Origin of the sequence: Sinorhizobium prairiense, from assembly GCF_029201645.2 — a bacterium.
Lineage (GTDB): Bacteria > Pseudomonadota > Alphaproteobacteria > Rhizobiales > Rhizobiaceae > Sinorhizobium > Sinorhizobium meliloti_A.
This window is the reverse complement of record NZ_CP104131.1, coordinates 1671988-1696884: the sequence shown is the minus strand read 5'-3', so window position 1 is coordinate 1696884 and position 24897 is coordinate 1671988. Positions and strand designations below refer to the sequence as shown.

At 60.6% G+C, this 24897-nt stretch carries 23 protein-coding genes and 2 pseudogenes; 10 read left to right on the top strand and 15 right to left on the bottom strand.

Features of this window, described 5'->3' with window-relative positions; genetic code table 11:
- The first annotated feature begins 169 nt into the window (after window positions 1-169).
- Genes N0Q91_RS10780 through N0Q91_RS10770 form a run of 3 tightly spaced genes read left to right on the top strand, consistent with a single transcriptional unit; the run spans window position 170 to window position 5020 of the window.
- A complete protein-coding gene (locus tag N0Q91_RS10780; protein ID WP_018097854.1) occupies window positions 170-2119 on the top strand; it encodes a PrkA family serine protein kinase in 1950 nt (649 codons plus the stop codon).
- Between the two features lie 24 nt (window positions 2120-2143).
- Window positions 2144-3460 (top strand): YeaH/YhbH family protein, encoded by a 1317-nt coding sequence (locus N0Q91_RS10775; protein ID WP_018097853.1) that lies wholly within the window; start codon window positions 2144-2146, stop codon window positions 3458-3460.
- Between the two features lie 12 nt (window positions 3461-3472).
- On the top strand, window positions 3473-5020 hold the full coding sequence (locus N0Q91_RS10770) for a SpoVR family protein (protein WP_100673974.1): 1548 nt from the start codon (window positions 3473-3475) through the stop codon (window positions 5018-5020).
- 279 nt (window positions 5021-5299) lie between these two features.
- Here N0Q91_RS10770 and N0Q91_RS10765 read toward each other — a convergent pair.
- The 3 genes and pseudogenes from N0Q91_RS10765 to N0Q91_RS10755 form a co-directional block, all read right to left on the bottom strand.
- A pseudogene (locus N0Q91_RS10765) lies at window positions 5300-5654 on the bottom strand (hypothetical protein).
- 156 nt (window positions 5655-5810) lie between these two features.
- Window positions 5811-6077, bottom strand: a complete 267-nt coding sequence (locus N0Q91_RS10760) for a hypothetical protein (protein WP_275598062.1) — start codon at window positions 6075-6077, stop codon at window positions 5811-5813.
- Between the two features lie 78 nt (window positions 6078-6155).
- Window positions 6156-6674, bottom strand: coding sequence for a peptide deformylase (locus N0Q91_RS10755; RefSeq protein ID WP_100673971.1), 519 nt, complete (start codon window positions 6672-6674; stop codon window positions 6156-6158).
- Window positions 6675-6892: 218 nt separating this feature from the next.
- Between N0Q91_RS10755 and mgtE the strand changes: the two genes are divergently transcribed.
- A complete protein-coding gene (gene mgtE, locus N0Q91_RS10750; RefSeq protein WP_100673970.1) occupies window positions 6893-8314 on the top strand; it encodes a magnesium transporter in 1422 nt (473 codons plus the stop codon).
- An 84-nt stretch (window positions 8315-8398) separates the two neighbouring features.
- The gene (locus tag N0Q91_RS10745) at window positions 8399-8785 is read left to right on the top strand and encodes a MerR family transcriptional regulator (RefSeq protein ID WP_003536722.1); all 387 of its coding nucleotides are present in this window, start codon (window positions 8399-8401) and stop codon (window positions 8783-8785) included.
- 165 nt (window positions 8786-8950) lie between these two features.
- On the opposite strand, the gene N0Q91_RS10740 is transcribed toward N0Q91_RS10745, so the two are convergent.
- The 3 genes from N0Q91_RS10740 to N0Q91_RS10730 form a co-directional block, all read right to left on the bottom strand.
- A complete protein-coding gene (locus N0Q91_RS10740) occupies window positions 8951-9424 on the bottom strand; it encodes a methyltransferase family protein (protein WP_275598061.1) in 474 nt (157 codons plus the stop codon).
- Between the two features lie 3 nt (window positions 9425-9427).
- Entirely contained in the window at window positions 9428-10450 is a 1023-nt protein-coding gene (locus N0Q91_RS10735) for a heparan-alpha-glucosaminide N-acetyltransferase (protein WP_275598060.1), read from the bottom strand.
- A 135-nt stretch (window positions 10451-10585) separates the two neighbouring features.
- Window positions 10586-11320, bottom strand: coding sequence for a DUF599 domain-containing protein (locus tag N0Q91_RS10730; protein WP_198516849.1), 735 nt, complete (start codon window positions 11318-11320; stop codon window positions 10586-10588).
- A 610-nt stretch (window positions 11321-11930) separates the two neighbouring features.
- On the opposite strand from N0Q91_RS10730, the gene N0Q91_RS10725 reads away from it, so the two are divergent.
- A complete protein-coding gene (locus N0Q91_RS10725; protein ID WP_275598059.1) occupies window positions 11931-13331 on the top strand; it encodes an L-serine ammonia-lyase in 1401 nt (466 codons plus the stop codon).
- Between the two features lie 86 nt (window positions 13332-13417).
- Window positions 13418-13852, top strand: coding sequence for a DUF1489 family protein (locus N0Q91_RS10720; RefSeq protein WP_275598058.1), 435 nt, complete (start codon window positions 13418-13420; stop codon window positions 13850-13852).
- Between the two features lie 236 nt (window positions 13853-14088).
- Here N0Q91_RS10720 and N0Q91_RS10715 read toward each other — a convergent pair whose 3' ends face one another.
- The 6 genes from N0Q91_RS10715 to N0Q91_RS10690 form a co-directional block, all read right to left on the bottom strand.
- A complete protein-coding gene (locus N0Q91_RS10715) occupies window positions 14089-14358 on the bottom strand; it encodes a hypothetical protein (RefSeq protein WP_100673964.1) in 270 nt (89 codons plus the stop codon).
- 171 nt (window positions 14359-14529) lie between these two features.
- Window positions 14530-16026 (bottom strand): D-alanyl-D-alanine carboxypeptidase, encoded by a 1497-nt coding sequence (locus N0Q91_RS10710; protein WP_275598057.1) that lies wholly within the window; start codon window positions 16024-16026, stop codon window positions 14530-14532.
- Between the two features lie 249 nt (window positions 16027-16275).
- A complete protein-coding gene (locus N0Q91_RS10705; protein ID WP_275598056.1) occupies window positions 16276-17004 on the bottom strand; it encodes a hypothetical protein in 729 nt (242 codons plus the stop codon).
- Between the two features lie 216 nt (window positions 17005-17220).
- Entirely contained in the window at window positions 17221-17829 is a 609-nt protein-coding gene (locus N0Q91_RS10700; RefSeq protein WP_275598055.1) for a transglutaminase-like cysteine peptidase, read from the bottom strand.
- A gap of 482 nt (window positions 17830-18311) precedes the next feature.
- Window positions 18312-18920: a PilZ domain-containing protein gene (locus N0Q91_RS10695; protein WP_018097840.1), complete on the bottom strand. Its 609-nt coding sequence runs from the start codon at window positions 18918-18920 to the stop codon at window positions 18312-18314.
- Between the two features lie 67 nt (window positions 18921-18987).
- Window positions 18988-19569, bottom strand: coding sequence for a PAS domain-containing protein (locus N0Q91_RS10690; RefSeq protein ID WP_275598054.1), 582 nt, complete (start codon window positions 19567-19569; stop codon window positions 18988-18990).
- Between the two features lie 360 nt (window positions 19570-19929).
- Here N0Q91_RS10690 and N0Q91_RS10685 point away from each other — a divergent pair, with 360 nt between their 5' ends.
- Window positions 19930-20670 carry a rhomboid family intramembrane serine protease gene (locus tag N0Q91_RS10685; RefSeq protein WP_275598053.1) on the top strand — a complete coding sequence of 247 codons (741 nt, stop codon included), beginning with the start codon at window positions 19930-19932 and terminating at the stop codon, window positions 20668-20670.
- A gap of 387 nt (window positions 20671-21057) precedes the next feature.
- Window positions 21058-21486 carry a CBS domain-containing protein gene (locus N0Q91_RS10680; RefSeq protein ID WP_018097838.1) on the top strand — a complete coding sequence of 143 codons (429 nt, stop codon included), beginning with the start codon at window positions 21058-21060 and terminating at the stop codon, window positions 21484-21486.
- A gap of 158 nt (window positions 21487-21644) precedes the next feature.
- Here N0Q91_RS10680 and N0Q91_RS10675 read toward each other — a convergent pair whose 3' ends face one another.
- From N0Q91_RS10675 to folE, 3 genes and pseudogenes are all read right to left on the bottom strand, one after another.
- Window positions 21645-22610: a patatin-like phospholipase family protein gene (locus tag N0Q91_RS10675; RefSeq protein ID WP_018097837.1), complete on the bottom strand. Its 966-nt coding sequence runs from the start codon at window positions 22608-22610 to the stop codon at window positions 21645-21647.
- A 330-nt stretch (window positions 22611-22940) separates the two neighbouring features.
- Window positions 22941-23392 (bottom strand): annotated as a pseudogene (gene hisI / locus N0Q91_RS10670) (phosphoribosyl-AMP cyclohydrolase).
- A 101-nt stretch (window positions 23393-23493) separates the two neighbouring features.
- Window positions 23494-24108 carry a GTP cyclohydrolase I FolE gene (gene folE, locus N0Q91_RS10665; RefSeq protein ID WP_275598052.1) on the bottom strand — a complete coding sequence of 205 codons (615 nt, stop codon included), beginning with the start codon at window positions 24106-24108 and terminating at the stop codon, window positions 23494-23496.
- A 339-nt stretch (window positions 24109-24447) separates the two neighbouring features.
- Between folE and N0Q91_RS10660 the strand changes: the two genes are divergently transcribed.
- On the top strand, window positions 24448-24894 hold the full coding sequence (locus N0Q91_RS10660; RefSeq protein ID WP_100673958.1) for an iron-sulfur cluster assembly scaffold protein: 447 nt from the start codon (window positions 24448-24450) through the stop codon (window positions 24892-24894).
- The last annotated feature ends 3 nt before the right edge of the window (window positions 24895-24897 follow it).

Here is a 24897-nt window from a genome sequence, read left to right as displayed (position 1 = left end):
GTCGGTCCCGAACTGATATGCGGATGTTCGTCGCTGGCTGCTGCTTCGGTATCCGTTTCAGTGTCGGTTACGTGAAGGAACTTTGAAGCTAGGAAAACCGTTCACCTGAAGCAGATGCCGAAAGGCAGCGAGCCCGTTTCAACCAAGCGGCCCGCCGCGGGAGAGCACGATGCAAAGGAGTGAATCTGACGTCTTCGATCTCTTTTCGGAGATTTATACGAGTGCAGCGCAAGAAGAGATAAGTCTACAGGAATATCTCCTCGCATGTCGCGATGACAAAAGCATGTACGCCACCGCTCAGGAACGAATGGTGGACGCAATTGGAGACCCGATTCTCGTCGATACCAGCGCTGACGAGCGTTTAGGTCGGATCTTCGCAAACCGAACCATCAAAATCTACCCGGCCTTCTCCGACTTCTTCGGCATGGAAGACACGATCGAGCGGATCGTCGGCTACTTCCGCTATGCCGCGCAGGGTCTCGAGGAGCGCAAGCAGATCCTTTATCTTCTGGGGCCGGTCGGCGGCGGCAAGTCTTCGCTCGCCGAAAGATTGAAGAAGCTGATGGAACTGCGACCGATCTACACGCTGATGGTCGACGGCAAGATCAGCCCGGTTTTCGAATCGCCGCTCGGCCTGTTCCATCCCGAACGGATGGCCGATCTCCTGGAAGACAAATACGGCATCGCCCGTAGGAGGCTGACAGGGCTGATCTCTCCCTGGGCCGCCAAGCGGCTGGACGAGGTCGGTGGCGACATATCCAAGTTCAGCGTCGTCAAGCTGATGCCGTCGCGCCTGCGTCAGATCGGCATCGCCAAGACCGAGCCGGGCGACGAGAACAATCAGGATGTCTCCTCGCTTGTCGGCAAGGTCGATATCCGCCAGCTCGAGAACTACAGCCAGGCCGACCCGGATGCCTACTCCTACAGCGGCGGCCTGAACCGCACGACGCAGGGGCTGCTCGAATTCGTCGAAATGTTCAAGGCGCCGATCAAGGTCCTGCATCCTCTTCTGACGGCGACCCAGGAAGGCAGCTACAACGGTACGGAAAACTTCGGCGCATTCCCGTTTCAGGGCACCATTCTCGCCCACTCCAACGAATCGGAATGGCTGCAGTTCAAGAACAACCGCAACAACGAGGCTTTCCTGGACCGCATCCTGGTGGTCAAGGTGCCCTATTGCCTGCGCGTCACCGAGGAGAAGCAGATCTACGAAAAGCTTCTTCGCGAGAGCGAATTGGTCAGCAATCCCTGCGCACCCGAGGTGCTGGAGATACTGAGCCGTTTCACCGTATCCACCCGGCTCGTTCCTCACGAGAACTCGTCTCTCTACACCAAGATGCGCGTCTATGACGGCGAGAACCTCAAGGATGTCGACCCGAAGGCACGATCGGTGCAGGAGTATCGGGACGCTGCCGGCGTCGATGAGGGCATGACGGGCGTCAGCACGCGCTTTGCCTTCAAGGTCCTGTCCGAGGCCTTCAATTACGACACGAAGGAGGTCGCGGCCGATCCCGTACATCTGATGTACATCCTGGAGCAGGCCATCAAGCGCGAGCAGTTTGCGAAGGAAACGGAGGCAGCCTATCTCGACTTCATCAAGTCGGAACTCGCCACGCGTTATGCGGAATTCATCGGTCACGAGATCCAGAAGGCCTATCTCGAGTCCTACAGCGAATACGGCCAGAACCTATTCGACCGCTATATCGCCTATGCCGATGCCTGGCTCGAGGACCAGGACTTCAAGGATCCCGATACGGGGCAGATCCTCAACCGCAAGATCCTCGACAGTGAGCTGTCTCAGATCGAAAAACCGGCGGGCATCGCCAATCCGAAGGACTTCCGCAACGAGGTGGTCAAGTTCACCTTGCGGGCGCGGGCCAAGAACCATGGCAAGAACCCGTCCTGGACGAGCTATGAAAAACTTCGCGAGGTCATCGAGAAGCGCATGTTCGGTCAGGTCGAAGACCTGCTGCCGGTCATCAGCTTCGGGTCGAAGAAGGACAGCTCCACAGAGAAGCAGCATGTCGAATTCGTACAGCGCATGAAGGAGCGTGGGTACACCGAACGGCAGGTGCGGCGTCTCGTCGACTGGTACATGCGTGTAAACAAGGCGGGTTGAGGCTGCGGATGCGGGGGTTAGCTAATGCCGAATTTCATCGACCGTCGCCTCAATCCGAAGGATAAGAGTCTCGGTAACAGGCAACGCTTCCTGAAACGGGCACGAGAGGAACTGAAGCGCACCATCAAAGAGCGGGTCAAGTCGGGCAAGATCGCGGATGTCGATGCCGAACAGAACGTGTCCATGCCCGCCCGCGGCGTCAACGAGCCGGCTTTCCAGCCGGACTCCAACAGCGGCGAGCGACGCCACGTCCTGCCGGGCAACCGGGAGTTCGCGGCGGGAGACCGTATCCCCAAAAGGGGGTCAGGCGGCGGTGCGGGCAATGCGGGAGCCGGCACTGGTCAGAGCGAAGACGAGTTTCAGTTCGTCCTTTCGCGCGAGGAGGTGCTCGATCTCTTCTTCGAGGACCTCGAACTTCCCGACATGGTAAAGCTCAATCTGAAGGAATCGGTTACCTTCAAGCGACGGCGGGCCGGCTTCAGCGCAAGCGGCTCCCCGACGAACATCAATGTCGGCCGGACCATGCGCAACAGCTACGGACGCCGCATCGCATTGCGGCGGCCGTCGCGCCGGGAAATCGAGGCGATTGCCGACGAGATTGCCGGGCTGGAGACGGAGCCGCGCGGACGCATCAAGCACCGGCAGCGCCTGGAGGAACTGCGCCAGAAGCTCGACGGTCTCGAGCGCCGGCGCCGGCGTATTCCCTATGTCGATCCCGTCGACATTCGCTTCAATCGTTTCGAGCCGCAGCCGCTGCCCAATGCGAGTGCGGTCATGTTCTGCCTCATGGATGTCTCCGCTTCGATGGGGGAGCGGGAGAAGGACCTCGCCAAGCGTTTTTTCGTGCTGCTGCACCTCTTCCTCAAGCGGCGCTACGAGCGGATCGACATCGTGTTCATCCGGCACACCGACGAGGCCGGCGAGGTCGACGAGAATACCTTCTTCTACAGCAAGCAGAGCGGCGGCACGGTCGTTTCCACCGCGCTGGAGGAGATGCTGCGCGTCATCCGGGAGCGCTATCCTGCCCACGAATGGAACATCTATGCTGCGCAGGCGTCGGACGGCGAGAATATCTCAGGCGACTCCGAACGCTGCGCTTCCCTTCTTCACGACGAACTGATGGGACTTTGCCAATACTACGCCTATGTCGAGATTATCGATGAGCGAGAGACGGAGATTTTCGGCACTACCGATAACGGGACTTCGCTCTGGCGGGCCTATCGCACCGTCGACGGCGAATGGCCGAATTTTCAGATGACCCGCATCGCGAAACCGGCGGATATCTACCCCGTCTTCCGAAAACTCTTCGGCAAGCAGCCGGAAATGCAATTGCGCAAGTGAAAAGGGACCGGGATGTCAAAGGGCGCCGCCTCAAACCTTCTGTTCCACAGTTCCGACTGGAATTTCGAGACGCTGGCGCGCACCTACGATGCCATCGAGGAGATCGCGCTCGGCGATCTCGGTCTCGACGTATACCCCAATCAGCTCGAGATCATCTCCTCCGAGCAGATGCTGGATGCCTACTCGTCGGTGGGCATGCCGCTCATGTACCAGCATTGGTCTTTCGGGAAGCGCTTCGTTTTCGAGGATCATCTCTATCGCAGGGGCCGGCGCGGCCTCGCTTATGAGCTGGTGATCAACTCCAATCCCTGCATCACCTACTTGATGGAGGAGAACACCATGGCCATGCAGGCCCTGGTGACCGCACATGCAGCCTTCGGCCACAATCATTTTTTCAAGAACAATTACCTCTTCCGGCAGTGGACCGACGCCAGCGCAATCCTCAGCTATATGGACTTCGCGAAGAAATACATCAGCAAATGCGAAGAACGGCACGGAACGACGGCGGTCGAGGCGATCCTCGACTCTGCCCATGCACTCATGGAGCAGGGCGTGTTCCGCTACAGACGGCCCCCGCGCCTGTCGACCGAAAAAGAGCAGGAGCGGATGCGCGAGAGGCTGGAATATGAAGAGCAGACCTTTAGCGACCTGTGGAGAACGCTTCCACCCGCGGGAGAGAACAACGATCCCACGCAATTGGAACGGGAGCTCTCCGAGCGGAAAAAATCGCTGAACCTCCCGGAAGAGAATCTGCTCTATTTCCTGGAGAAGACCAGCCTCATCCTTGAGCCCTGGCAGCGGGAGATACTGCGAATCGTTCGAGTGATCGCGCAGTACTTCTATCCGCAGCGACAGACGAAGGTCATGAACGAGGGATGCGCCACTTTCGTCCACTACACCATCATGAACAGCCTTTTCGACCAGGGCAAAATAAGCGAAGGCGCGATGCTGGAGATTCTCCAGAGTCATACCAATGTCGTTTTCCAGCCGGGCTTCGACGATCCCCGCTTTCCGGGGATCAACCCCTATGCGTTGGGATTTGCCATGATGCAGGACATCGAACGCATCTGCGTCGAGCCGACGGCGGAGGATCGCGATTGGTTTCCCGAAATCGCCGGCACCGGCAATTGGCGCGAGACGCTTCTCGATGCCTGGGCGAACCACCGTGACGAGTCCTTCATCCTGCAATTCCTCAGTCCTGCGCTGATCCGAAAGTTTCGGCTGTTCCTGCTGACGGACGAGGCGGACGACAATTTCTGCGAGGTGGCATCCATCCATAACGAGCGCGGCTACGAAACGATTCGCGGCGCTCTCGCCCGCAGCTACGACATCGGAAGCAGCCAGCCGGACATCCAGGTGATGGATGTCGATTTGTTGGGCGACCGGCACCTGCGATTGCAGCACAATGTAAAGAATGGAGTGCTCCTGGAGGAGAACAGCCGCGATGCCACTCTGCGCCACGTCCGCCGTCTTTGGGGCTACGAGGTGAGCCTCGCCGGCGTCGATATGGAGAGCGGCGAGACGCTCTACGAGTGCTCGACGGAGGAGCTGTCGGACTAAGGCCGTGCGCCACTCTTCACCCTCATCCCTGTGCTTGTCACAGGGATCCAGTAGCGCCGCGTCTGCGGCGCGGGAAATGTTCTTTCAGCCCAAGGACTTGGTCTGGCTGGATTCCTGTGACAAGCACAGGAATGAGGAAATCAAAGAAGCGGCGGCGGCCCGAATCTCCAGCACAGACAGGGGAAGGGAGAGACGGGCCGAGTGTGAGCGTCTTCGCCCGGCATACCGCCTCTCATAATGTTCTGAGCGCCTACACCGGCCCGGCCGTCCACTCGGCGATTATTTCTCGGTCCCGTCCGGGGAAACCTGCTGCGAACTCGCCGCCGGTGCCGGTCTGTGCCGTGGGATCCCGGTCGGTCGGGACGGGCTGTCCGGTGCCGACGCTGCCTGTCTGCTCCGGCGAGGGCGCCGGTTGGACCTGTTCGGTTTCGGTCAGGCGGTCGTTGTCGGTGCTTTCACCCCAGATTTCGACGGCGCCCCAGGCGAGGAGGGCGAGGAACAGTCCGCCGACGAGGACCCCAAGCACCGGAACGCCCGTGCGACCCTGCTTGGCTTCCTCACCGGTGAAATTCTCTCGATCCGCTCCGTGCGTTGCCGAGGCCGGATCGCCGCGTTCGTCAAGATATTTGGCCATCGCTTTGACTCCACTGGCTATCTACAGCGCCGCGCCTCAAGAGAGGCGAAAGGTCGGTGTAGCACCTTGAATTGCTGCATTTTTCGTCCTTGGACCGGCTAGGATCCGAGGATACATGCAGTAGGGAACGGAGCGGAGGCCGACAATGTTCCGTGATCAGTCGCCGGGCGGCCAGGAGTTGGCGACGCTACGGCGAACGAGCTTATATGTATGGTCGGGTTGAACCTCATAGGTCTCGAAGACCATGGTGCCCTTATGAAGGAACCGGTTCTGGATCATGGTCCCAGGGGCCGCACGGGTCTTCCGAGAGGAGGCAGTTTCTCCATAGGTGAGGCTTCCCGGAAGCGGCTCCAGGTCGGGAGGGGTCGCGGTGCAGGCTGCAAGCGCAACCACGCAGAGAAGCATGAGGGCTATTTTGTTCATCAATTGTCCTTCGCCTTGCTGTTTGGAGCCGATGGCCGACCGGAAGACGGTTTACGGCAGATCGAAGGGGTGCCGCAATCATTGCGTGCCGGGAAAAGCTTCGGCTCGGTTAAATTTTTCGAACCGCTTGACGGCGCGTTCGCGCTTCAGTCTGGAAAGCCGTCGAATCCAGAAGATACCGTTGAGCTGGTCGATCTCATGCTGCAGGCAGACCGCCATCAATCCCTCGGCTTCTTCCTCGCGGGTCTCGCCGTCCAGCGTTTGAAAGCTGACGCGCACGCGCGCCGGCCGCTCCACTTCTTCCGTGACACCGGGCATCGAGACACTGCCTTCGCTGTGGCGCACCGTCTCGCTCGACTGCCAGACGATTTCCGGGTTGACGAAGCTGCGCGGTCCTATCTGCGGGTCGACTTCGATGGCGGTCAGCCGCTGCAGAATGCCGATGTGGGGCGCGGTGATGCCTATGCCCGGGGCTGCGCGCATGGTGTCGACGAGATCGTCTGATAGCTGGCGGAGAGCGCCATCGAACCGGCTGATCTGCTCGGCTGACGTCGTCAGCAGCGCACTTGGAAAGCGTATGATCGGTCGGACAGCCATGAGAAATGTCTCTGCTCGGGTGAGTGGTCGGGCCGGCGCCCGGTGGGATCGTCACATTCGTTTCATCATTTCCTATGTTTTTGCAACAGCTTGGATAAATGTTCCGAGGCGGATCGCCGATCTCGTCTCGACTGTGGACTGAGGCGGAGCTTTGCGCTAGCAGGGCAGAGGAGCCGTTCCGGCGCGGGCTCGGTCGGCGGTAATCTCTGGAGGGGACCATGAGCAGCACCGGCGACGACGACCGCGGTTCCGACGAAATCGCTGTCCACGGCGACTCGGACATCTACGCTGAAGACGGCTCGGTACGCTCCGATTTCCTGATGCATGTCGGCGCCGCAATCGCGGATCGCGATATCATTTACCTTCGCCAGCATGTCGCCGGCCTCCATGCGTCGGAACTTGGCGACCTGATCGAGGCGATCCAGCCGGAGCAGCGTATCGCATTGGTTCTGCTGCTTGGCAAGGATTTCGACCTGGCTGCGCTGACCGAGGTCGATGAAGGAATCCGTCTGGACATTGTCGAACATCTGCCGAACGAGCAGATTGCCGAGGCGATCGGCGAGATGGATTCCGATGACGCGGTCTACATTCTCGAGGATCTCGACGAGGAGGATCAGGACGAGATCCTCGCCAAGCTTCCCTTTACCGAGCGCGTCCGCCTGCGCCGCTCGCTCGATTATCCGGAGAGCACCGCCGGGCGGCGCATGCAGACCGAGTTCGTCGCGGTGCCGCCTTTCTGGACCGTCGGCCAGACGATCGATTACATGCGCGAGGACGACGACCTTCCCGAAAGTTTCACGCAGATCTTCGTCATCGATCCGACTTTCAAGCTGCTGGGGGCAGTCGATCTGGACCGGGTGCTGCGCGCTAAGCGCTCGGTAAAGATCGATGCGATCATGCGTGACACAAGCCATTCCGTGCCGGCGGAAATGGACCAGGAGGAGGCGGCGCAACTCTTTGAACAGTATGACCTCCTCTCGGCCGCCGTCGTGGATGAAAACGGCCGGCTCGTCGGCGTGCTGACGATCGACGACGTGGTCGACGTGATCCAGGAAGAGGCGGAAGAGGATTTCCTGCGCCTGAGCGGCGTCGGTGACGAAGAACTGTCGGACTCGGTCGCGGAAGCCGCGCGCTCACGCGTTCCCTGGCTTTTCATCAACTCGATGACGGCTTGCGTTTCTGCCTCGGTCATCGGCCTGTTCGATGCGACGATCCAGCAGATCGTCGCACTTGCGGTCCTGATGCCGATCGTTGCAGGCATGGGCGGCAATGCGGGATCGCAAACCATGACCGTGACGGTGCGTGCGCTCGCAACCCGGGGGCTCGATATTCACAACGCGCCGAGAATCATCCGCCGCGAGGCGGGCGTCGGACTTTTGAACGGCGTGATCTTCGGTTCGTTCATCGGGCTTGTTGCGGGACTTTGGTTCCAGAATCCAGACCTCGGCGGCATCATCGCGACCGCGATGCTGGTCAACATGATGGCCGCCGCGCTCGCCGGCATCCTGATCCCGATTCTGCTCGAAAGATACGGTGCCGACCCGGCGGTCTCTTCCGCCGTCTTCGTGACGACCGTCACCGACATAACCGGCTTCTTCAGCTTTCTCGGCATTGCGACATGGTGGTTCAGCATCAGTTGAGGTGAGACGCACGCGGGGGCGCCGTGTTTGACTTTTACGTCAAAGTCAACAATAGTTGAGGCGCGTCTTTGATGGAATGGCTGCGTGAACAAATACTATAGCATTACCGAGCTGACCCGGGAATTCGGCATCTCGACCCGGACACTGCGCTTCTATGAGGATGAAGGTCTGATTCATCCGGAGCGTCGTGGCCGCACGCGTCTGTTCCGCCCCGCCGACAGGCACCTCATAAAGGAGATCCTGCGTGGCCGGCGCATTGGCTTTACCATTGCCGAAATTCGCGAAATCATTCAGGTCTACAAGGATCCGCCGGGTGAGATGGGCCAGCTGCAGCTCTTGATCAAGCGCGTCGAGGAGAAGCGCGAGGACTTGCGGCAGAAGCGCAAGGACATCGAAGACACACTTAGCGAACTCGACAATGTCGAAGAGGCCTGCCTCACGCGCCTTGCCGAAATCGGCGTCGGCACCTGACGATCCCTGAGTTTTTGCGTATTCATTTCGTACGCCGATGCAGCCAGTGAACGGCGGCTCGCATACGCGAACGCTGTCGTAGCGCGCCCAAAAACTCCCTCATTCCTGTGTGCGTCACAGGAATACAGCCAGCCCAAGGCCCTGGGCAGACTCGTCCATCTCCGCTCAAATCCAACGGCTCGTGTGCCGGCAATATCGCTCGAACTCGAAACCGAAGCGCGACAGCAGGTGCCGCTCCTCCTTGCGGATCGCGAAAAGCGTGGTCAATCCGACTGCCGCGATTGCCATGATGAAGAACCAGGGGTTGATCGTCGCCAATCCGAGGCCGGTCATCGCCAGCGTGTAGCTGAAATAGATCGGGTTGCGGCTGAAACGAAATGGGCCGCAGGTAACGAGGCAGGTGGCGCACCGGTTCGGAAGTACGGCTGTGTGGCGGTCAAGGAGGGTTTTGACGGCCCAGAGATCGATGGTGATCGCCAGCACGACAAGGCCGTAGCCCACCAGCGAGAGGATCCAGCTGTGCTCGTGCGCCACCGGAATCGGGAAAAGGTGGCCCAGGGCCAGCGCGGTGAGAACGGCCGCGCCATAGAGCAGAGGCGGCCATGGAAACTTCAGCGGCTTGGCACGAAAGGCATTCATGTCCTAGTCCCCCGACTGTGCCTCTCCTGATTGTGCATCCATTGTGCACTGACCCGCGATTCGCGCAATGCGTTCATCCGTGCTCACGTCGATCTTGCCCAGGTTCAGATCGTCGAACAGGTTCTGTTCCTTCAGGCCGGCGAGTGTGCAACCGCAAAAGGCGCTGCAGGAGATCGCGGAATTTTCGTTGCTGCATGCCCGTTCGCAATTCAGCAGATAGACCTGTGCGGGATCCGGTGTCGGGGCGGGAACGGCGAGAGAGAAAAGATAGACTGCCGCGATAAGCAGCGGCTGGTGGATGAGATATATCAGAAGGCTGTGACGGCCGCCAAAGGCGAGAGGCGTCATCCACGGGAGCTTACGGGTCCCGGCGCTTCGGCTGCGCCGGGCGGAAAATAGCGGGTGGAGCAGCTTCGCGGTGCCGAGGCCGAGCAGGAAAGGGGCAACCCACGGAAGCAGAGGAACGTAGTCATTCGAGCGCGGGATCGCTTCCGAGAGGCCGACCCACCAGAGCGCCGGCATGTCGAAAAACGACGAGCGCAGATAGAGGGGAGCCGCGAAGGCCGCGGCGGCTGCAAGAAAGGAAACGGCAGCCGGCAATTTCAGAAACAGGAGGCCGATGAGGCTTGCCGCGGCAATGGCGTGAAGAATCCCGAAGAAGATGAACGACTGGGGGAAGGCGAACCAGGTCCCGATGCTGATCAGCGCGGCTGCGCCGGCGATCTTCGCGAAACGTATGATGAAAGCGCGCGGACGGAGTTTCGGGAACTGGCCGAGCACGAGGCTGTAACCGGCAAGAAACAGGAAGCTGCTGGCAATCAAGCGTGCAAACATCCGCCAGCCGCCGGTCCCGGCGGTGCCGGCCGCGACATAGCCGAAGAATTCGAGGTCCCACACAAAGTGATAGAGGGCCATGGCGACGAGGGCCAGGCCGCGCAGCGCATCCAGGAGGACCATCCGGTGGGTTCCGGTCACCTCCGTGCGCATTTGCACTTCAGGGGTCGTCGTCGCGCTGTGTTCGGACATCGAAGAGTCGCTCTGCTGCTGGAGGTGGTCTACGAGGGCGTCTCATTTCAGTCGCGTCGCGAATATGTTGAAAGGAGGGCCGCCAGTCATTCGATTGCTTACCGCAAACCGCCGACCGGGTGCAATCGCTGCAGCCTATGGCGCATTCTCGATCAGCGCGGCGCGCGCTTCGGAGAAGAACTGCCGGCGCGCGAGGACGAAGATGACGAGGGCGGTAAGCACCATGAACACATAGGGGCTGATGAACCAGCCGAGATAGCCGATCGACAGGAAGATCGCCCGGAGCCCCGCATTGAAGTGCTTGGCCGCAAGTATGTTCATGCGGATCGCACGCTCCGCGGCGCGCTCGGCCGCCTTCTGGTCGCGTTGCATGTCCGCCGTCATCGGTATGCCGCCCATCAGGATCGAGCAATAGTTGAACAGCCGGTATGACCAACCGAATTTGAAGAAGGAATAGCCGAAGAGGCAGGTCAGTCCGCCGACTTTCAGTTCGAAGGCGGTCCGCCCGCTTCGGAATATCTGCGGAAGGTCGCTGAAGATCATCTGCACTTGGTCTGTCGCGCCGAGCAATGCGAAACAACCGCCGAGCGCGAAGATCGTCGTCGAGGCGAAGAAAGCGGTACCGGCCTGCAGCCCGGCGATGATCTGCGTGTCGATCATCTTGAGATCGCGATTGAGCGAATTGCGGATCCAGCGCGCCCTGTGCTCGTTCATCAAACGCGTCAGGCTGACGCGGTCGAAGCCGCGCCCCCCGTCGGAAGCCCAGCTGAAGCCGGCCCAGAGGAGCACGAAGATGACGAGCGCGAGGTAATCTTCAGAGGTCATAGCGGTGTTTTGGCACGGCCATCCGAAAATGCAAGATGGACGCATGTCGGCCTGTCTTAAGATTTCACGGCGAAATCGAGGCGACAGCACCGAGCGGGCGCTCCGGGGATTCCACCGCTTGCACACGGCTTTGTGTCCGCGTCCAAGCTGTCCCGCATCGCTTTGACACTATTTCGCCATATTTCACCATTGCGCGTTAACAGATTCTTCGCTATTGGACGGCCACACGACTTAATGGTTACCGAGCTTCGGTATTCGGAGACATCATGGACAAAACAGTAGAGAAGTCGTGCTGGGGCGTGACGGTTCGCGCCGTGGCGGGTTTCGGGGGCGTTCTCGTTCTCGCCTATCTCTTCGGCGGCTTCTGAAGACAGATTGAAATGTCAGGCGTTGCAGTTCACGGGCTGCAACGCTTTTTTTTGACCGCTCTCGATCGCCGATCACATGCGCTGTTCTTCAGTGGCATGTCGCACCAACAGAATCCGATGTCGGTCGGTCGCCTGACGGGTCGGCATAGGATCGCTTAGGGTTCGATCCTATATTAGGAACGATCGACACCGCCCGAGCAGGAAAACGGTCGGCTTCGGTCCTATCATCGACGCAAATGTGGAGCTCATCGGCTGCAACGTTGCGTCAGGCTCTGGGCAGGCAATTCATGTTTCTTTCCGTCTTCGACGTTTTTAAGATCGGTATCGGTCCATCGAGCTCACACACGATGGGGCCGATGTCGGCCGCCAACAGGTTTCTCGATCTCATCCTGTCGGATGAATGGCCGCGACCGTCTCACGCGGCTGTCGGCGCCATCAAGGTAAGCCTCCATGGATCGCTGGCGCATACAGGCATCGGACATGGAACGGGCAGGGCGGTCATTCTCGGCCTGATGGGCGAGCGGCCGGATCTCGTCGAGCCGGACAGGATGGACGGGATCATCGAGCAGGTGGAGCGTACGGGCCGCATCACCCCGCCGGGCCATCCGGGCTATATATTCCAGCCGAAAACCGATCTGGTCTTCGACAAGAAGACGCCGCTGCCGGGCCATGCCAACGGCATGTCCTTCTCCGCCTTCGACCGGGACGGCCGGCTGCTTCTGAAACGCATCTACTATTCGATCGGCGGCGGCTTCGTGGTGACCGATACGGAACTGGACGCGATGAGGGCCCAGAAGAACAAGCCCACCGGCGTAAAGGTGCCCTATCCCTTTGCCACGGCTCAGCAGATGCTCGACATGGCCGCGCGCTCCGGGCTGACGATCGCCCAGATGAAGCGCGCGAACGAGGAATGCAGCATGTCGAGGGACGAGCTCGACGCCGGGCTCGACCGCATCTGGACGGCGATGAGCAGTTGCATCGACCGTGGCCTCAGCCAGGACGGCATCATGCCGGGCGGTCTGAAGGTGCGCCGGCGCGCCCGGGCGATCCACGACAAGCTGCAGGAGGAATGGCGCTCCAACAAGACCAATCCTCTCCTCGCGAATGATTGGTTGAGCGTCTATGCGATGGCGATCAATGAAGAGAATGCTGCCGGCGGCCGGGTGGTGACTTCGCCGACCAACGGCGCGGCCGGCGTCGTTCCGGCGACGATCCGCTACTATCTGCATTTCCACGACGATGCCGATCAGGAAGGCATCCGGGATTACCTGCTGACCGCAGCGGCGATCGGCGGTATCATCAAGCACAACGCCTCGATTTCCGGCGCGGAGGTGGGCTGTCAGGGCGAAGTCGGATCGGCGTCGGCGATGGCCGCGGCGGGTCTTGCCGCCGTCATGGGCGGAACGCCCGAGCAGATCGAGAATGCGGCCGAGATCGCGCTCGAACACCATCTCGGCATGACCTGCGATCCGGTCGCAGGTCTCGTTCAGGTGCCGTGCATCGAACGCAATGCCCTCGGCGCCGTCAAGGCGGTTACGGCCGCCTCGCTCGCACTCAAGGGTGACGGCAAGCATTTCGTGCCGCTCGACGCCTGTATCGAGACGATGCGCCAGACCGGCGCGGACATGAACGAGAAGTACAAGGAAACATCGACCGGGGGTCTCGCGGTCAACGTGGTCGAGTGCTGAGCGATAAGTCTGAAGCCGATGGGGCTGTGGACGAATATGCCCGGACGGCTTGACCGCAGCCGTCGGCCGGGTGTTCAAGATTTGCCATGGCTTTGCATCTCATCAAACTCTGTGTCGGTGCCGAATCGATCGAGGACCTGCGCGAATGGGTAGCGCGCAGGGCCCTGGCGGCGATCGCAGCCGGGCAGCAGCCGCACTCCTTCCACACGACCCGGATGGTCCCGAAGCGGGCGGATGAGCTTCTCGCCGGCGGTTCGCTCTATTGGGTGATCAAGGGTTACGTTCAGGCGCGACAGCCGCTGATCGGCATCGAGACCTTCACCGACGGCGAGGGCATCGGCCGCTGCAATCTCCTGCTCGGCCCGGAAGTCATGGAGACGGAAACGCAGCCGCGTCGGGCTTTTCAGGGCTGGCGCTACCTCGAGGAGAAGGAAGCCCCGCGCGATCTTGCCTCGCTCGCCGATGGCGGTGAGATACCGCTCGAATTGCGGCGTGAACTTGCCGAACTCGGGCTGTTATAGGCGGGGGCGGGAAGAGGCGCTTGCTAACCGCTACGCGCTTCTCCTGGCGTGCTTTAAGGCGCGTGGAGATTCGGGATAGGATACCCGCCGCTTGCTTGAACCCATCCCTGTGCTCGTCACAGGGATCCAGCCGACCAAGTCCTTGGGCTGAAAGAACGCCTCCCGCGCCGCAGACGCGGCGCTGCTCTCATCTCTGTGACACGCACAGAGACGAGGGGGAAGCAGGCCATCGTTGTTTATTGCAGGCGCATTCTGAGAGGGTGACTACGACCCGGTGCCGCGACATGCAGATGGATGTCGGCCCGAGGCTGGGTCGAACGCCAAGCGCGCGCGCCATGTGTAAGGAGCATACCCACCAGGTCGCGCGTCTTTGCCTTGGACCGGTTCAGACCGATGTCGGCGATGCGCATGGCCGCCTCATGCAATGGATGCAGCCGGATGCGCGAAGACCTTGCTTTCCGGTCGGAAATCAGGCTGTCGCCGGGGACGTTCTCGTTCATTGCCATGCTGACCTCGTTACGCTGTACTAATCCGAGGAGGACAGCCGGAAAACGTCCGGCTGCCGCTGCAGCGCCGCGCGTCTCAGCCGCGCAAAGGTCGCTGTAGCACTTTGGTTGCCGCATGCTTTGTCCTTGGATCGGATTGGATCAAAGGAAACATGCAGTAGATGGCGTCTCTTACTGCTGGCTCGCCCAGCAAGCGAAGCCCTTCTTCTTCAATGCCCTGCATGCGTTGACGGCCTTGTCCTGGTCGTCGAAGCCGCCGAAGCGTGCGCGGTAGAGCTGAGCTCCGCCATTGCTGAAGGCGACCGTGAAGGGGGTGGCGTTACGCAGTGCCTTGCCGCCCTTTTCCTTGGCATTGTCGAGCAGCGTCATGGCCTGCGTCTTGTCGGGCGTGGCGCCGATCTGGATGACCCAGCCCTGCATGCCGACATTCGCTTCGGTGCGCGCTTCGGCCGCGGCAGGTGCGGTTTCAGCGGTGGCGACCGAATTGGTGATCTGCGTATCGACGTCGCCAGCGGCTTCCGGCTCCTGGGCAAGTCGGGCGCTCTGTGAATCGAGCGTGTTCGGCGCAATCTTCGCTGCAAGCACGGGATTGTCCGAAGCCGCTTTCGTCGATGCATAGGCCATTGCGACGCTGCCGGCGCTTTCGCCTGTGTAGCGGAAATCCGGGACCGGGCCGGTATTCGGCAGGTCCATCGCTGCCGACGCGACAGCCGCGGCGGTTGCCGGCCGAACTTCGGCTTCGGCTACCGTCGTCACGGGTTCGGCCGGAACCTCGGCGATCAGATTGCCGCTGCCGCGGCGCGATGCGGAAGGCATGTATTTCGCGACGAGCTTGCGCATCTGCGCATCGCGGGCGCCACCGGACGTGCCGCCCATGACGACTGCCACGATGCTGCGCCCGTCGAGCTGGGCCGAGGTCACGAGATTGAAACCGGATGCGCGTGTATAGCCGGTCTTGATACCGTCTACTCCGCGGACGTTGCCGAGCAACCGGTTGTGGTTGCCGATCGTCTGCTTCCCGAAACGGAAGCTGCGCGTGGAGAAATAGTCGTAATATTGCGGAAAATGCTGCCGGAGCGCGATACCGAGGCGGGCCTGGTCGCGGGCGGTCGTCCGTTGTTCGGAATTGGGCAGGCCATGGGCGTTGCGATAGGTGGTGCGCGTCATGCCGAGCGCGCGGGCCTTGTTGGTCATCATCCGGGCGAAGCGCTGCTCCGAACCGCCCAGGAGCTCGCCAAGCGCCGTTGCCGCATCATTGGCGGAGCGCGTCACCAGCGACAGGATCGCCTGCTCGACGGTGATCGATCGGCCGGCGCGCACACCGAGCTTCGACGGCGGCTCTGCCGACGCCTTTTTGGAAAAGGGAACAGGGGTGCTTTTGCTGATCCGTCCGGCTTCAAGCGCCTCGAACGTCAGATACAGCGTCATCATCTTCGTCAGCGAAGCCGGGTAGCGTAACTGATCAGCGTCTTCGCCGTAAAGAACCTTGCCGGTTTTCGCGTCTACGACGATGCCGGCATACTTGGAATTCGCGAAGGCGGGCGCCGAAAAGGTCAGCACGGCGATCAGGCCGGCAAGAAAAATCCGCCCCACAACTTCTGAAAAGACGCCGAACGGGCGTTTCGCGAGATCAAAAAAAACGGATTGAGACACTGTATTGCTCTTCATTCACATATCAGGGGTGCCGTCCGGACGCCGTCTCCGGATACGACCTTTCCCGAGACAGTATCGGGATAGCGTTACCAATCGGTTTATGATGAACGATTGGTTGCCCGCCACCGGTCGTTTTGTTCAGGATCGACACCTTCAGCCCGCACTAGATCATGATGTCTTGGTAGGCTCGGCCGGAAACCCCGTGCGTACTCCCCCATCCCGTTCTAGCCGGCGCATTGGCTGCATCACGACTCTTCGTCAAAATCACGGCACGAGATGTGTGTTGATGTAAGTTTCTATCGAATCTTCGATGGTACGCCACTGCGGCAGCAACCTGCTGGAGAAACGGTAAAGAACGATGAGGTCCTTGCCCATGTGAACGTCGCGCTGGCAATCCGCGCTGGTCGATGCCGCGGGGTTCTCGGGAAGCACGCAGCGCAGCACATAGGCAGGGCGCCCGTCCCTCTCGGCGGTGAAGAAGACTTCGCCGGCATAGCTGGAATCCGGCTTTGCGTCGTACCCAGTGAGGCCCTCGGGGCCGGCCTGCGGCGCGTGCTGCAGGACATGGCGGTAGACGGGGGCGAGACGCCCCGACATGTCGCGAGACATCGTACTTTGCGCGACCTGCAGGAAGATCAGATTTTCCGGCCGGCTGACATCGTCGAACAATGGCCGCGTCTCCTCGCTGTAGCCTTCGAGCCCCGGCCAGGTGAGATAGAGATCCACGCGCTCGACGATGCTCGTGTTGCGTTGGTTTTCGAAGCGAATGACATTCGCGGGCAGGCGCAAATGGTCCTGGCCGATAAAGATGTCGTAGGTTTCGCGGCTCGCAGTGTGGCCGGCCTGGGCGAGATGTCGACCGAACCAGCGCCCGGAAAGGGAGAGGGCGATCGTCAGCGCAACGAGGATCACGACGGCTGCGGCAGCTGTGTATACGGAGCGGGATGAAAGGAGCGGCAGGAGTTCCGGTTCGGGAATGTGGGGCGGGTTCATGGCTGCGCCGTGGGATACCTGATCAGGGGCGCGTTCTATCCGCTCGAAGGCCAATGGACCTCGCCGCGCGGAACTCGCTCGCGGCCAAGGCTCGTCCAACTTGGTTAATTTTGGGTGAAGCGTGGCGGCCGCCCGGGAAAATCCGCCCGGGCGCGGGCGGGGTGCCGACGGGGGCCGAGCAGAGGCGCAGGCCATGGCCTGCGCCTGCTCATGTCCTTACTGCGCGCTGACGCTGCCGACGGCGAGAGCGCGACCATCCTGCAGTTTCACCCAGCGGCCTGCATGGTCCGAGGACTGCCGCTTCAGGTAGGTATATTCCGTGTCCGACCAGAGCAGCACCTTGCTGCGCATGTTGTCGAGAACGAAGTCGCCGCGATCGGTGCGCACCGTCAGGACGGCATGACCGTCGCCATTCGGCTGCAGGACGACGGTGATCAGAAGATCGGCGGGGGAGAAGCCGCTTTCGATCAGCTTGCGGCGCTTCAGCAGCACGTAATCCTCGCAGTCCCCGACGGCGTCCGGGTAGGACCAGTTTTCCTCGACACCATGGATCTCCATGTCGGTCATCGGAGCGATCGCCTGATTCACCTCGTAGTTGATTTCGAGGATCTTCTTCCAGCTTTCGCGCGTCAGCTCCGCCGGGCCAGGATCCTTGCCGATGGCCTGGCATTCGGAGGGATTGGCCTTGCAGAACTCGTAATGCCCGATCGGCGGGTTGGTCGCGCCGCCGACCGTCATGTTCGCCGGCGCCGCGTAAGCCGCCCCGGTGATGAGGCCGGTGGCTAGGGCTGCGGCAGCGATCGCCATGGTGATGATTGTGCGCATGATTGTCTCCCCGTTGTGGTTCGACATTGGCACAGAGTTTTTTACCGGCGGCGAAGATCGGAAGTAAAAACAAGAACAAACTCGAATAACATAAGAATAAAAATCGAGGAGAACTGTAATAAAATTCGATTCAAATTTTATCGATTTTTATGCCGCTTGTCGGCGCCCCCGGCGGCGCCTACGGTGAAAGTCCTCGTAAGTCATTGAATATTTTAAAAAAATATTGTCGCGGCGCATGTGGCATGGCCGCGATTGCGCGTCCCGCCAGCCATGCAGCCGGTGACGGTATGACCCATCGGAGCCATCGGGAAGTAGTGCCAGATCGCTGGGAAGAGTAACGCCCGGTTTACCAGAAGCTATTTCTGTTGCCGGCCCGCCGCGGAAGAGCCGATTTGCACTGGCGAGGGCAGAGGCCTGGTCCAGGCGGTCCGCCGAGCAATCGCCGCCTCTGCGGACGTTACTCCAGGCTACGTCGGGTGCGCTTACAGAAACTCGGTCAGCGCCTCGCGGGACTGTATCCCGGAGAATTCGATGGCGACGCCTTCCTGGAAATGACGGACGATCCTGCCCTTCATATTGCCCAGCCTGACCGGCGATCCTACGGCGGGCCGCGTGTCGATGTCGACCGCCGCGCCGGAGAGCGAGAGGTCGATGATCCGACAACTGTATCTCTCGCCGGTATCGACGGTGAGTTCCGTCAATGTCTTGCGGGGCGCAAGCCGGTCATGGCGCCGGTCTTCCGGCAGACCGAGTTCGTGTTTGTTGGCGATCCAGGTCAGCTGTGCCGCAAGCTTCTCGCGCTTGCGCTCCGTGGCATTGAGCTGAATCACGAACGTATCGTCCGCGACGCGTGACACCGTGCCTTCGAGGCGACCTACATGGTCGACATAGGCAATGATACGCTCCCCGCCGCGCGGACGCGCGGGGGAGGTTAAGAGAACGTCGCCCGGCGACATCTCCAAGGCGGTACAGTCATACTCCTCGTGACTGGCAAGCATCAGTCGTCCCGAAAGATTGACCGAAACGCGCTGAAACGCACTTTCCTGATGTGGTTTCGGGGCGCTGTTCTGCGCATGCTGGAAGGAGAACATGATCACTCTATGATGGATATAGTTTGCAGCCGAAAGTATAGACCGCACCGATTAACAGAAGGTTCGCTCAGTTTCGTCTTCCACCCTCGAAGACGCGCAGGTGCTGCGTCACGCGGAAGGGGCGATCGCAGGCATCGATGCGGCTGGCGGTCAGACCGGCAGTGGAGCATTCAGACGCGGGGAATGCGGCACACCGGCTGTCGAGGACAAGGTGCGGCAATGGCTTCATGTGCAGCCATATCGGACGGGACAGCGGCGACAGCGCGCCGAGTATGCGGTCGCCCGTACCGTCGGGAGAGGCGAGGGGGGTGAGCAGAACTTCCACGTCCAGCCGATCTCCGGTTGCGGTTGCGCCGGACGCGGTCAGAAGCATCGGCGTGCATCGCTTCACGACCTCAACGGCGATGCCGGCAGCCTCCTCCTGCTGTCCGCCGAGCCACAAGGCGGAGAATTGACGGTGGCGGAGTTCGTCGCCGAACAGGCCGCAGATGTGGGTGCCCGCGAGACGAAAGTGTATTCCGCCGTCCGCCTCCGCCTGGAGGATGAAGATGTTGGGCAGGAGTGAACGAATATCGGCGGGCTGGATTTCGTCACGGCGCGGGAGATCGCGGTCGCCGCGAACTTCGTTCCAGTATTGAAACAGTTCCATTGTCGTTCTGCTGCGCATTTTTGCCCGATCGGTCGTTGTTGCGGCGCAGACCGTCCCGGATCGGGATAGCCGGCGGCCTATTGGGTGTTCCTTGAGTGCATGGAGCGATTTTCGTGCCAGCGCGAAATTAAGGTTAACGGCCGGTTTCGATTGCGCTCGACGCCGGCGGCTGCCATTTCATTCGGCAGCACTTCACGAAGGATTGCCTTCAGCACATCGACTGATACGCGCGGAACGGCGCGTGACGCCGTTCAGTTTTCACTGGACGGCGTTTTTTTGTTTGCTTATCCCTTGCGCGCTGCTGTGGGCGGTTCGCCGCCGTCTGAGCGCAACCGCAGCGACCGAAGGGAAGAGGCAGCGATGGAACGGGATCAGGCGGCAACATCACCGGAAACCGATGTCGAAAGTACCGGCGTCCGCAGTCGCGAGCCCGCCTTCAACCTTCCGCCGGGGCTGACCGGCATCCTTTTGTTCCTGATCGCGGTCCATGTCTTGAGGACCTATGTTCTGCCGCCCGAGATCGACCAGGAGCTGATCCTCAACTTTGCCTTTCTGCCGGTGCGCTACACGCTGCCGCTCGGTGAGCAGGGGCTGGTCTGGCTCTGGACGCCGGTGACCTATTCCTTCCTGCACGGCAGTTGGGAGCATCTCATCTTCAATGTCTTCTGGATGGTCGCGTTCGGCGCACCCGTCGTCAGACGGATCGGGATGGCCAGGCTCGCCTTGTTCTGGTGCCTGTCGGCGGCTGCCGCCGTCGGCTTGCATATCATCTTCCATTGGGGCGAGATGGCGGTGGTGATCGGGGCTTCGGGCGTCGTTTCAGGCTTGATGGGGGCGGCGGCCCGGTTCGTATTTTCCCCGAGCGGTCGCATCAGCCGCCAGTTTGCCCATCTCAATCGGCGGCTGTCGTTCGTGGAGACGCTCACCAACCGGTCCGTGCTCGTCTTCACCGGGATATGGTTCCTGACCAATTTGCTGGTGGGCTTTGGCATTCTGTCGATCGGAGGGGCGGGAAGCGTGGCCTGGGAGGCGCATATCGGCGGTTTCCTCTTCGGCTTCCTTCTGTTCGCATTCTTCGATCCCCGAAGGCAGGAAAGGTGAGGCACTGCCAGCCGGAAAGAAGCTTCCACCGGCTTCGGGCGAGGGTGCGACAATCGATTGTGTCAACCGCGGAATTTTTCGTGATGACTGATTTCGCCGCAGAGGCGGACGGCTTTCTGCAGAAGCCTTGATTTCCTGAAGTCGCTGGAGCACCATTCATCACGGCCGCCGAATTGCTCGAGGCGACCGCGGAAAAGGCCGGGTGCCGGCGTAGCTTTGTGCTCGAGGAGTGCCAAGGGGCTGCGCAGGCGCCGGAATGGGTACGGGTTTCCTGCGGCCATTTGCACTGTCAACGCGGTCTTCCTTCCACCGGAGGAAAGTGCAGTGACCGGCACGGACGGAAACTCTTCCCGTCGGCCCGGTTTTGTCGCAACGGGAGATGTGCGCATGTCGGTGAAAGCGATTCTCAACGAAAAAGGCAGCAACGTCGTCACGGTCACGGCGCAGGTGACGGTGCAGCAGGTCGCGACTTTACTGCATGAAAATCATATCGGAGCCGTTGTCGTCGTCGATCCGGAAGAGCATATCGTGGGCATCATGACGGAGCGCGACATCGTCGCCTCGATTGCCCGATATGGTGCCGCCTGCCTCGACAAGCCGGTTTCTTCCGTCATGTGGCAGAACGTCTATTGCTGTCGCGAAGAAATGTCTGTCGACGCGCTGATGGAGATGATGAGTAAATTTCGCGCGCGTCATCTACCCGTGGAGCGGGAAGGCCGGCTGGCCGGCATTATTTCGATTGGAGACGTGGTGAAATATCACATCCGCGCCATCGAGAACGAGGCCGAACAGATCAAGGCCTATATCTCCGGCTAAGGCCTGTTGAGATTCATTTTGAGTTTATGACGGCTGACCGTGCGCCACTCGACTCCTGTGACAAGCACAGGAATGGAGAAATCAAACAAGCGCGCCGGGTGTACGGATCTCAACGGGCCTTGGAACACTTGGGCCGATCCGCAAGTTCTCCCGGCCTTTCAACGAGGCAGCGGTTCCTGCATGCGCCGGATTTCCGAAAGCTTGATCTTGGCTTCCTGATAACCGCGCTCGATCGCTTCGCCGGCGCGGTGGAATTCCGAAAGTCCGATATCGTTCAGCTTCGGGTGGAGCGACAGATCCGGCGGATCGCCAGCCAGCCGGGCGCGCGAAATGCGGTCCTGAATGATGTTGAAGGCCTGGACCATCACACTGGTCATGCCGAGTCGTGCCGAAAAACGGTTCGTCTCCGTCGCCGGCGCGTCGGGCGTTTCCATGCCGGCGCTGTGCTTGACGACCGCCGAGCGGCCGTAGACGTCGTAGTTCAGGTTGACGGCGACGACGTGCAATTGCTCATGTGCGCGGCAGACCGAAACGGGAACGGGGTTGACCAGCGCGCCGTCGATGAGCGTCCGGCCGTTGGCGTTGACGGGCTCGAAGATGCCAGGCAAGGCGTAGGATGCGCGAATGGCGGTAATCAGGGATCCTTTCTCGATCCAGACCTCGTGGCCGCTGTAGACTTCCGTGGCGACGGCCACGAAGGGCCGGTCGAGATCCTCGATACTGAGGTTCTGCAGATGTTCCTGCATCCGCTTGGTGAGCCGCAGACCGCCAAAGAGGCCACCGCCGCCGATCGCGAAATCGAGCAAGCCGGCAATACGGCGCACGGTAAGCGAGCGGGCGAAAGCCTCCAATTCATCGAGCTTGCCGGCGAGATAACAGCCGCCGACCAGCGCACCGATCGATGTGCCCGCAATCATTCCGACTTCGATGCCCTCCTCGTCGAGGGCTTTCAGGACACCGATATGGGCCCAACCTCGCGCAGCACCGCCGCCGAGCGCCAGCGCGATCCTGGGTTTCACGGACTGGGAAATGGGTGGTTCTGGAGGAGTGGTCGTGATCGATGACCCGTTCGCGCCGGAAAGATCGGCGATCTGACTGTTACGCGTGAATGTCCAGTTCAGCATCCGGCACCTCCGACACCGCCGAATAGATTAGCTTCCGACACGGCCCTGCAGCTCTACTACCGCATATTCCTGGAACCGAAGCGATTCGGCCATCGAAACATGCCGGTGCCGGCTTCACGTTTGGTCGCTGAAAGTCTGACACCATAATCGAGATATAGCACTGAACCGGCTACAAATGCGGCCCGCCCGATAAACATTGGATACAGCCTGCAACACATTTTGGTACTCCGCCGTTACCGCGGGAACCACTTACAAGATTAATGATTAGATGCCCGTTTGGTTGCCAAAAGATGAATATATCACTCAGGTGAACCAGGAAAATGCAGATGCTCAGTTGCCGGCGTAAATCTGCGCCGGATCGAAATGCCGGTGGTCGTCGGTGATCGCCACTTTTGCTTCGCCATCGGTGACGCCGACCGTCCGATAGAAGCACGAGCGCCGCCCGGTATGGCAGGTCGCATCGTGGCCAGCCACAGAGACTTTCAACCACACGGCATCCTGGTCGCAATCGGTTCGTATTTCCCGGACGGTCTGCAAATTGCCCGAGCTTTCGCCCTTCTTCCACAGGCGTTCGCGTGAGCGGCTGTAGTAATGCGCAATTCCGGTTTCGAGCGTGAGGGACAGCGCTTCGGCATTCATGTGCGCGACCATCAGCAATTCGCCGTCGCGGGCATCGGTGACGACGACCGTGATCAGACCCTCCTCGTCGAAACGCGGGGTGAAGGTCGGGCCGCTTTCCAGTTCGGCCTTGTCCTGCGGGGGGATGCAAAAGTGAGCGTCATAGTCCGAGCTCCACTACAGCGCCGCGCGTCTTGGTCAGACGCGCAAGGTCGCTGTAGCACTTGGGGGTTGCTGCATGCTTTTCAGCATGCGGTGGCGGAGCTTACTTGAAGCCCCGGAGCATCGTCATGAACCGGACCTGTTCGGCCGGTTCGCTCTTGAACGCACCGGTGAAGGTGGTCGTCAGCGTCGTCGCGCCCTGCTTCTTGATGCCGCGCATCGCCATGCACAGATGCTCGGCCTCGATCATCACCGCCACGCCCCGGGGCATGAGGGTCTCGTCGATGGCCTTGGCGATCTGCGCCGTCATCGCTTCCTGCGTCTGCAGACGACGGGCGTAGATATCGACGACCCGCGCGATCTTGGAAAGGCCGAGCACGCGGCCGTTCGGCAGATAGGCGATATGAGCCTTGCCGATGATCGGCACCATGTGGTGCTCGCAATGCGAATAGAACGGGATGTCCTTTTCCAGCACGATATCGTCGTAGCCGGAGACTTCCTCGAAGGTTCGCCCGAGCACGTCTTCAGCCACGAGATCGTAGCCGCCGAAAATTTCCCGATACGCCTTGGCGACGCGCGAAGGCGTGTCCTTCAGGCCTTCTCGTGCCGGATCTTCACCTGCCCAGCGCAACAAGACGCGAACGGCTTCTTCGGCTTCCTTCTGCGTCGGACGACTTGTGTCGTCGAGCACAGGAAAATTCTTCACTATGGCGTCCATATGGCCCCTTCAAGCAATACGAAATTGCTGACGTTTTATCTTTTCGGACAACTCGCCATTGGCCATACGCCTAACCCTGCAGGCTTGGGTTCCGTTGGCGGGCTCCGGGGCTTTCGGGTCTCGGCTTAGCAGTGCACTCGACCGTCCGGCACGGTTTCCCAAACAACAGGCGACATTTGATCCCCTTGCGGAACTGTCACCCCAACACGACATAGCATATAGTATGGTGCCACATGGATAAAAGAGCCCGAATGCGCCACGCCTTGCTTTTTTCCCGCCGCCTGGGGAAAATCATGCGCCGAACGCCCGAAACCGCGAAAAATCCACCGGATTCCTGAAATGATAGACGACATTTACAACAGCAGAATTCTCGAATTCGCAGGGAATATTCCGCGCCTCGGAATGTTGACCGATGCCGACGCCGAAGCCGCCGCGCATTCCAAGCTTTGCGGCTCGAAGGTGAGAATCTGGCTGAAGATGGACGGCGACGTCGTCATCGACTTCGCCCATGACGTCAAGGCCTGTGCGCTCGGCCAGGCGTCCTCATCCATCATGGCGCGCCATGTCGTGGGTGCCCATGCGGACGAGATCCGGCAGGCCCGCGAGGACATGCTGGCCATGCTGAAGGCCGATGGGGAGGGGCCATCGGATCGTTTCGAAGACATGCGCTTTCTGAAGCCGGTCAAGGACTACAAGGCGCGTCATGCCTCGACGATGCTGACTTTCGATGCCGTCGTCGATGCCATCGGTCAGATCGAGGCGAGGCGCCTCGCCGCGGCCGTCTGAGCC